The following is a 6,486-nucleotide window of genomic DNA, read 5'->3' on the forward strand; positions in this document are numbered from 1 at the left end:
CGTAAATTCTGTAAATGGTGGTTCTACTCCGCCACTTACTAATTTATTGCTGTCGTAAACACTTAAATTTAAATGGAAGAACACAACAAATTTCGCTACACCTTTTGCAAACATTATTAGCACCATATTAATTGCTCCTTGCAAGAAAAATAGGAACAACGTAATAATTAATGGTAATACAGACTTTCTAAATACGTTTGCCAAGAAAAAGGCAAGAGTTGCAAAGAAGAACGGTGAAAGTACTTGATATAAAATGGACTTCATTATGATTCCTAACGTTAATTCTGTTTTACTACCATCCATTACAATCCCACCAATAATCATTGCGATTAACGTGCTAGCAAATATGATAAATAATATAGTAAGTAACACTGTAATATATTTAGAGAACAAAACTGTAATTCGTTTTCTAGGACGGATTAATAACTGCTTAATTGTACCTTTTTGAAACTCATCAGTAATTGTACGAGAAGCAATCGTAATTCCAAAAATTGTTGCAAACAAGGTAATTAAACCAATCTCTGAACTTACAAAATCTAAATATGATCCTTTAAACTCATGTCCTCCGCCCCATTTCAGCATCGCTAAAACTCCCAAAATCTCCAATGCTGCAATTACACCTATTAAAATATACATACCTTTTTTCGCATGTAACTTCAAAAATTCATTTTGAATTAATTTAAACATTACGCTTTCACTCCCCCTGTAATCGCTAAGAATTCATCCTCTAACGTTTTATTTTGAACAGTAACACCGTATACGAGTACATCAGCATTTACTAGCTCTTTTACAATTTGCGGAATCTCTTCTTTCATTATAGGTGTCACAATTACATTCCCTTGTTCCTTACCTTTAATGATTTCATTTGCTTTCTGAACTTGATCTACTTCAAACGCTACAACTACCGTTTCATCATGCTTCGCTTGTTCATGTAAGTTATACTCTTGCACAAACTCACCTTGCTTTATAATAACGACGCGGTCACACATTAATTCAATTTCACTTAATAAATGACTTGATACAATGACTGCAATATTTTCTTCCTTCGCTAATCGTTGTAAATAGTCACGAATTTGGCGAATACCAGCTGGATCTAATCCATTTGTCGGTTCATCTAAAATTAATATTTTTGGTTGATGAAGTAACGCTTGTGCGATTCCTAGGCGTTGTTTCATTCCAAGTGAATATGTTTTCACCTTTTTATGAATGGCATGCTCTAAATCAACAAGCTTTATAATTTCAGCGATACGCTCTTTACTAATTGGGGTAATTGCCATGTTTGCAAACTGCTTTAAGTTTTGCATTCCTGTCATATAATCATATAGCTCGGGATTTTCTACAATCGCTCCAATTTGCTCTAGCGCCTTTTCACGCTCTGTGCGAATACTATGGCCACAAATTGTAATATCACCTTCTGTCATCGAAATAAGACCTGTCATCATACGAATTGTCATCGTCTTACCACTACCGTTCGGTCCAAGGAACCCGTATACTTCTCCTTCTTGAACCTCAAATGATAAGCCCCGAATAATTTCTGTCTTACCAATCTTTTTTCGAACATTTTCTAATTTCACTACTACGTTTCCCAATGCTGACTCCTCCTTTAGACTTCTAGTTTTTTGTCGATGATATAAGCAATTACATATACTAGTAAGGCACTAACAATTATCATAAAACTTATATTAAACATATTAAATCCATTTTCTTGAAACATATCAATAAACAGATTGTCACTTTCACTACGATATTCTACTCTTCGCAACCCTTGGAAAGCTGGAGCTAATTTCCCTAGCAATGTTGTCACTAAAGTAATCGATATACTTACTATTAGAGAAATAATGACAATCATTATATTTTGTATCTTCTTCTTCTTAGTAAGCAATTTAACGAGAGTAACTGCTAATAAAATTTGTAACACCGCAAATGAAAATTCAAACAAATCACTCATTGTGTATATTAAATTATTTATTATACCTGCTTGCATAACCTCTTTTGCATCTATATATACATACGTCGTAGGAAATGCTAATACATAACCCACATAGAAAAGAATTCCACATATTCCATACCATATAGCCATTACAATAAAAAAGAAGATAAGGATAGAAAAAACATATTGTTTCCCAGATATCGCTGTAACCCGTAGCAATGGATTTGTTAGTAAACGTGAACACGACTTCATCGTTTGTAAAAACATATACAATACATAAAATATGAAGATCATAATAATAAATCCGAATATCGCTTCTTGTTTTATCACAGCTGTTTCACTCTTTTTTACACTCATTTGTGAAAATAAAATCGCTTCAATTAACACAAAAATTAAAAAAGTAACAATATATTTTTTCTTATTCACATTCCATAAATAAGAAAGTAACGACTTCACTTACTAAACACCTCCTTAAACAATTCATGAACTGCTTTCCCTCTCTGAAAACGTAACTCTTCCACATTTTCATACAATACAATTTCTCCATCTTTTAAAAAGATTACTTCATCAAAAATATTTTCAACTTCATTTATTAAATGAGTTGAGATTAGTATCGTACAATCTTCTCTATAAAATTGTAGAATGAGATCCAATACGTGCTCTCTAGAAACGAGATCAATCCCGCCAAGTGGTTCATCCAGTACGTATAACTTCGCTTTTCGAGAAAACGTTAAAATAATTTGAAGCTTTTCAACCATACCTTTTGATAATGCTGTAATTTTTTCTTCTAATGGTATTTTAAATTCCGCAATCGTATCTACTGCTTTTTGAATATCGAAGTCTTTATAAAAATCTCTATAAAAGAATAATGCATCTTTTACAGTCATCCAATCATCAAAGACTGGCTTATCAGACATAAATGAAACGATTTCTTTCGTCTCTAACCCTACTTTTTTACCGTTAATTGCTATACTACCTTCTGAAGGATGCTGCAGGCCTGCAATCATTTTCAATAACGTCGTTTTCCCGCTCCCGTTATCCCCAACAAGCCCAACAATTTTCCCYTCTGTAATCTCTATGTTTAATTTCCGGATTACTGCTTTCAATCCATATCGCTTCCATAGATTTTCTATTTTTAATAGCTCTGTCATTCGTTCTCCTCCCTTGTCTCATGTAATGAAGAACGAAGAATTGAAAGAATTTCTTCTTCTGAAAAACCTAAATTGTCCATTCCATCTATAAAAGAATGAAGTAATTCTTTCGCCATATCTTTTCGCAGATCCATAATTTTCTCCCCTTCATTCGTTACATATCGCCCCATTCCTCTACGTGTTACAACAACTCCATCTCGCTCTAATTCTTGAAATGTACGCTGAATCGTATTTGGATTTACTTGCAATTCACTCGCTAATTCACGTACGGAGGGAATTTTATCACCAGACAATAAATGTCCTGTTACAATTTCCTTTTTTACGTATTCCATTACTTGAATGTAAATTGGTGTGTTTGGAGAAAACTCGATTTTCATTTCTTCCCTCCTGTCTTAGTGTGTTAGTTAAATAGTACACTAAGACAAGCATCATGTAAATACTTCCAATTAAAAATGTAATAAAAAGGCAGTGTAACTTTTCGTTACACTGCCTTTCTGTAATAACATATAAATATATTACTCTTTTGAATTTAAATTCATTTTACTTTTACTTGATTTAGCACAGATTTAAACGTATTAATCACTGTATCTACTTCTTCATAACTAATTGTAAGGGATGGTTCAATACGAATTGTTTTTGAGTTAATTAATGTACCCGCAACAAGAATTCCTTGATCAAACATCGCCTTTGACACTTCATAACCAATCTCGTCTTTATGGAATTCAATCCCAATCATTAAACCTTGACCACGAATTTCAAAGATTTTATCTTCGTGCCCTTCTGCTGCTTGTTTCAATCCATTCAAGAAATACTCCCCAACTTCCATAGCTCGTTCCGGTAATTTCTCTTCCAATAATACATGAATTGTTGCAATTGCAGCAGCACATGCAAGAGGATTTCCTCCAAATGTTGTTGTATGCATAAATGGATTTTCAAACCAACTTTTGAATACATCTTCTTTCGCAACAATAGCTCCCGCCGGCATTACACCTCCACCAAACGCCTTCGCAAGACAAATAATATCCGGCACTACATCATATAATTCTGCAGCAAACATTTTTCCTGTACGTCCCATTCCAGTTTGTACTTCATCAAAAATAAGGAGTGATCCAAACTCATCACAAAGCTCTCGTACTTGTTTCAAATAATTTTCTGGAGGTAAAATAATACCGCCCTCTCCTTGAATTGGTTCTAAAATAACTGCTGCAACATCTTCTCCTACTAATGCACATGTCTCAAATGTTTTTCTCATCATATCAATGTCGCCAAATGGAACGTGACGAAAACCCGGAATCAATGGTAAGAATGGCTTACGGAACATTCCTTTTGCCGTTCCTGATAAGGAACCAAGACTCTTACCATGGAAGGCACGAGTTGTAGCAATGAAAGTTGTTCGTTCACTATACATTTTTGCTAGTTTTAATGCTGCCTCCACACTTTCTGTACCACTGTTTGTAAAGAAGGAATATTTCAAATCACCCGGTGTAATATCCGCTAAAATCTTTGCAAGCATTGCTCGAAGTGGATCCAGTAAATCCTGACTGTGCAATGCTTGACGTTTTAATTGATCTGTCACAGCTTTTACCACTTTCGGATTACGGTGACCAACATTATAAATTCCAAATCCACCTAAACAGTCAATATATCTTTTACCGTTAATATCCATGAAACAAGATCCTTCATCTGACCATTCTACTGCTGCAAATTGTCCATCTTTTGTTACTGTTTTTCTATAAGCAAGAAAACCAGGGTTTACATGCTCTCTAAATCCATCTACTGTTTCTTTTTGAATCCAGTTCGCCTCTTCTTCAGTAACCTTTTCTTTTTCAATTAACTGTAGTACTTTCGTAATATACTCATTTACATTCGAACCTTTTACATCTTTCTCATTCAATTTATTTTCTACGTTCGTTCCCATCTATTTCACTCCTACATTTTTTTTATTTGCAAACCAGCCTATTGGTTCTACTTCTAGATTTATATTAATCTGCTTAATTTSTTGAAATTCTTCTAAACCAAACGTTCCTAGACTACGACCTATACCACTTTGCTTATATCCGCCCCAAGGTGCCTCATTGTATGTTGGATGATAGCTATTAATCCACGTAATTCCTGCGCGAAGTTTGCGAATCACACGCATTGCTTTTGCACCATCAACTGTAAATACCCCTCCAGCCAAACCATAGTCTGTACCGTTTGCCAACTCAATTGCTTCCTGTTCGTCTTTAAACTTTTGAATTACCACAACAGGACCGAAGATTTCTTCCTGGACAATACGCATATCAGGTTTTACATTGACAAAGACTGTTGGTTCAATAAAGAAACCATCACCTTTTCCATCCTCCATTATTCGTCTACCTCCGCAAGCAACGTTTGCACCTTCGTCTTTCCCAATTTCAATATAACGTAATACTTTTTCCATATGTTCTTGACTTACAAGTGGCCCCATTTCTGATTCTGGATTATCACCAGGCCCAACGTTAATTTGCTGTGCTCGCTCTACAAAACTATTAACAAATTTATCATAAATCTTTTCTTCTACAAGGATTCTTGATCCTGCTGAACATACTTGTCCGCTACCTGCATAAATACCGAATAGAGCATAATCAATAGCGGTCTCAAAATCTGCATCTGCAAAAATAATATTTGGAGATTTCCCTCCAAGTTCTAACGAAATCTTTTTCATATTATCTGCCGCTGTTCTCATAATGTGCTTACCTGTTTTTGTTCCACCTGTAAAGGAAATCATGTCCACTTTATTACTCGCTGCAATTTCATTTCCTACTATTGGACCGGCCCCCATTACCATATTGGCAACACCTTTTGGTAGCCCTACTTTTTCAAGGATTTCGAATAGCTTTGTTGCAGTGATTGGTGTCACTTCAGAAGGTTTAAACACAATTGTATTTCCAGCTGCTAAAGCAGGTGCAATTTTCCATACACTCATCAATAGTGGATAATTCCATGGAACAATTAATCCACAAACACCAACTGGCTCTCTTACAACCATCGCTTGCATCGGATCGGCTACATGATATGTTTGACCATCTGGCTTTGTAATCAATCCGGCATAATAGCGAAAACAAGCCGCTGCATCTCCAATATCTCCTTCTGCCTCACGGTACGTTTTCCCATTATCCATTGTTTCAAGGTATACTAATTCTTCTATATTTTTATCAATTTCATCTGCTATTTTAAATAAATATGATGCCCTTTCAGCAGTGGATGTTTCTGACCAAATTCCACTATCGAAAGCCGCTCTTGCCACTTCTATCGCGTATTTTGCATCCTCAATCGTTCCCTCAGGTGCATATGCTATACCCTTGCCATTCGCAGGGTTAATAATCGTTCTTTTCTCTTGATTACTAGAATCTATCCATTCACCGTTTACATACATTTTTAAAT

General features: G+C 35.1%; 7 protein-coding genes. All 7 read right to left on the reverse strand.

Annotated elements, in window-relative coordinates; translation table 11 throughout:
* Positions 1–687 (reverse strand): ABC transporter permease (locus AC1DTM_RS15970; protein ID WP_477000467.1); only part of this gene is annotated, 687 nt, incomplete at its 3' end.
* Positions 687–1,589: an ABC transporter ATP-binding protein gene (locus tag AC1DTM_RS15975; protein ID WP_002158711.1), complete on the reverse strand. Its 903-nt coding sequence runs from the start codon at positions 1,587–1,589 to the stop codon at positions 687–689. The genes AC1DTM_RS15975 and AC1DTM_RS15970, both read right to left, overlap by 1 nt.
* Positions 1,590–1,603: 14 nt before the next feature.
* Positions 1,604–2,386 carry an ABC transporter permease gene (locus tag AC1DTM_RS15980; RefSeq protein WP_088098842.1) on the reverse strand — a complete coding sequence of 261 codons (783 nt, stop codon included), beginning with the start codon at positions 2,384–2,386 and terminating at the stop codon, positions 1,604–1,606.
* Positions 2,383–3,081: an ABC transporter ATP-binding protein gene (locus AC1DTM_RS15985; protein WP_088098841.1), complete on the reverse strand. Its 699-nt coding sequence runs from the start codon at positions 3,079–3,081 to the stop codon at positions 2,383–2,385. Before AC1DTM_RS15985 ends, AC1DTM_RS15980 begins: the two co-directional genes overlap by 4 nt.
* The gene (locus AC1DTM_RS15990) at positions 3,078–3,458 is read right to left on the reverse strand and encodes a GntR family transcriptional regulator (RefSeq protein ID WP_078173243.1); all 381 of its coding nucleotides are present in this window, start codon (positions 3,456–3,458) and stop codon (positions 3,078–3,080) included. Before AC1DTM_RS15990 ends, AC1DTM_RS15985 begins: the two co-directional genes overlap by 4 nt.
* A gap of 158 nt (positions 3,459–3,616) precedes the next feature.
* Positions 3,617–4,999 (reverse strand): putrescine aminotransferase, encoded by a 1,383-nt coding sequence (locus AC1DTM_RS15995; RefSeq protein ID WP_078173244.1) that lies wholly within the window; start codon positions 4,997–4,999, stop codon positions 3,617–3,619.
* Positions 5,000–6,486, reverse strand: a 1,487-nt coding sequence (locus AC1DTM_RS16000; RefSeq protein WP_477000468.1) for an aldehyde dehydrogenase family protein, incomplete at its 5' end; no start/stop codon positions are given. It lies immediately after the preceding gene.

It is taken from the genome of Bacillus sp. P4_D3, from assembly GCF_056401855.1.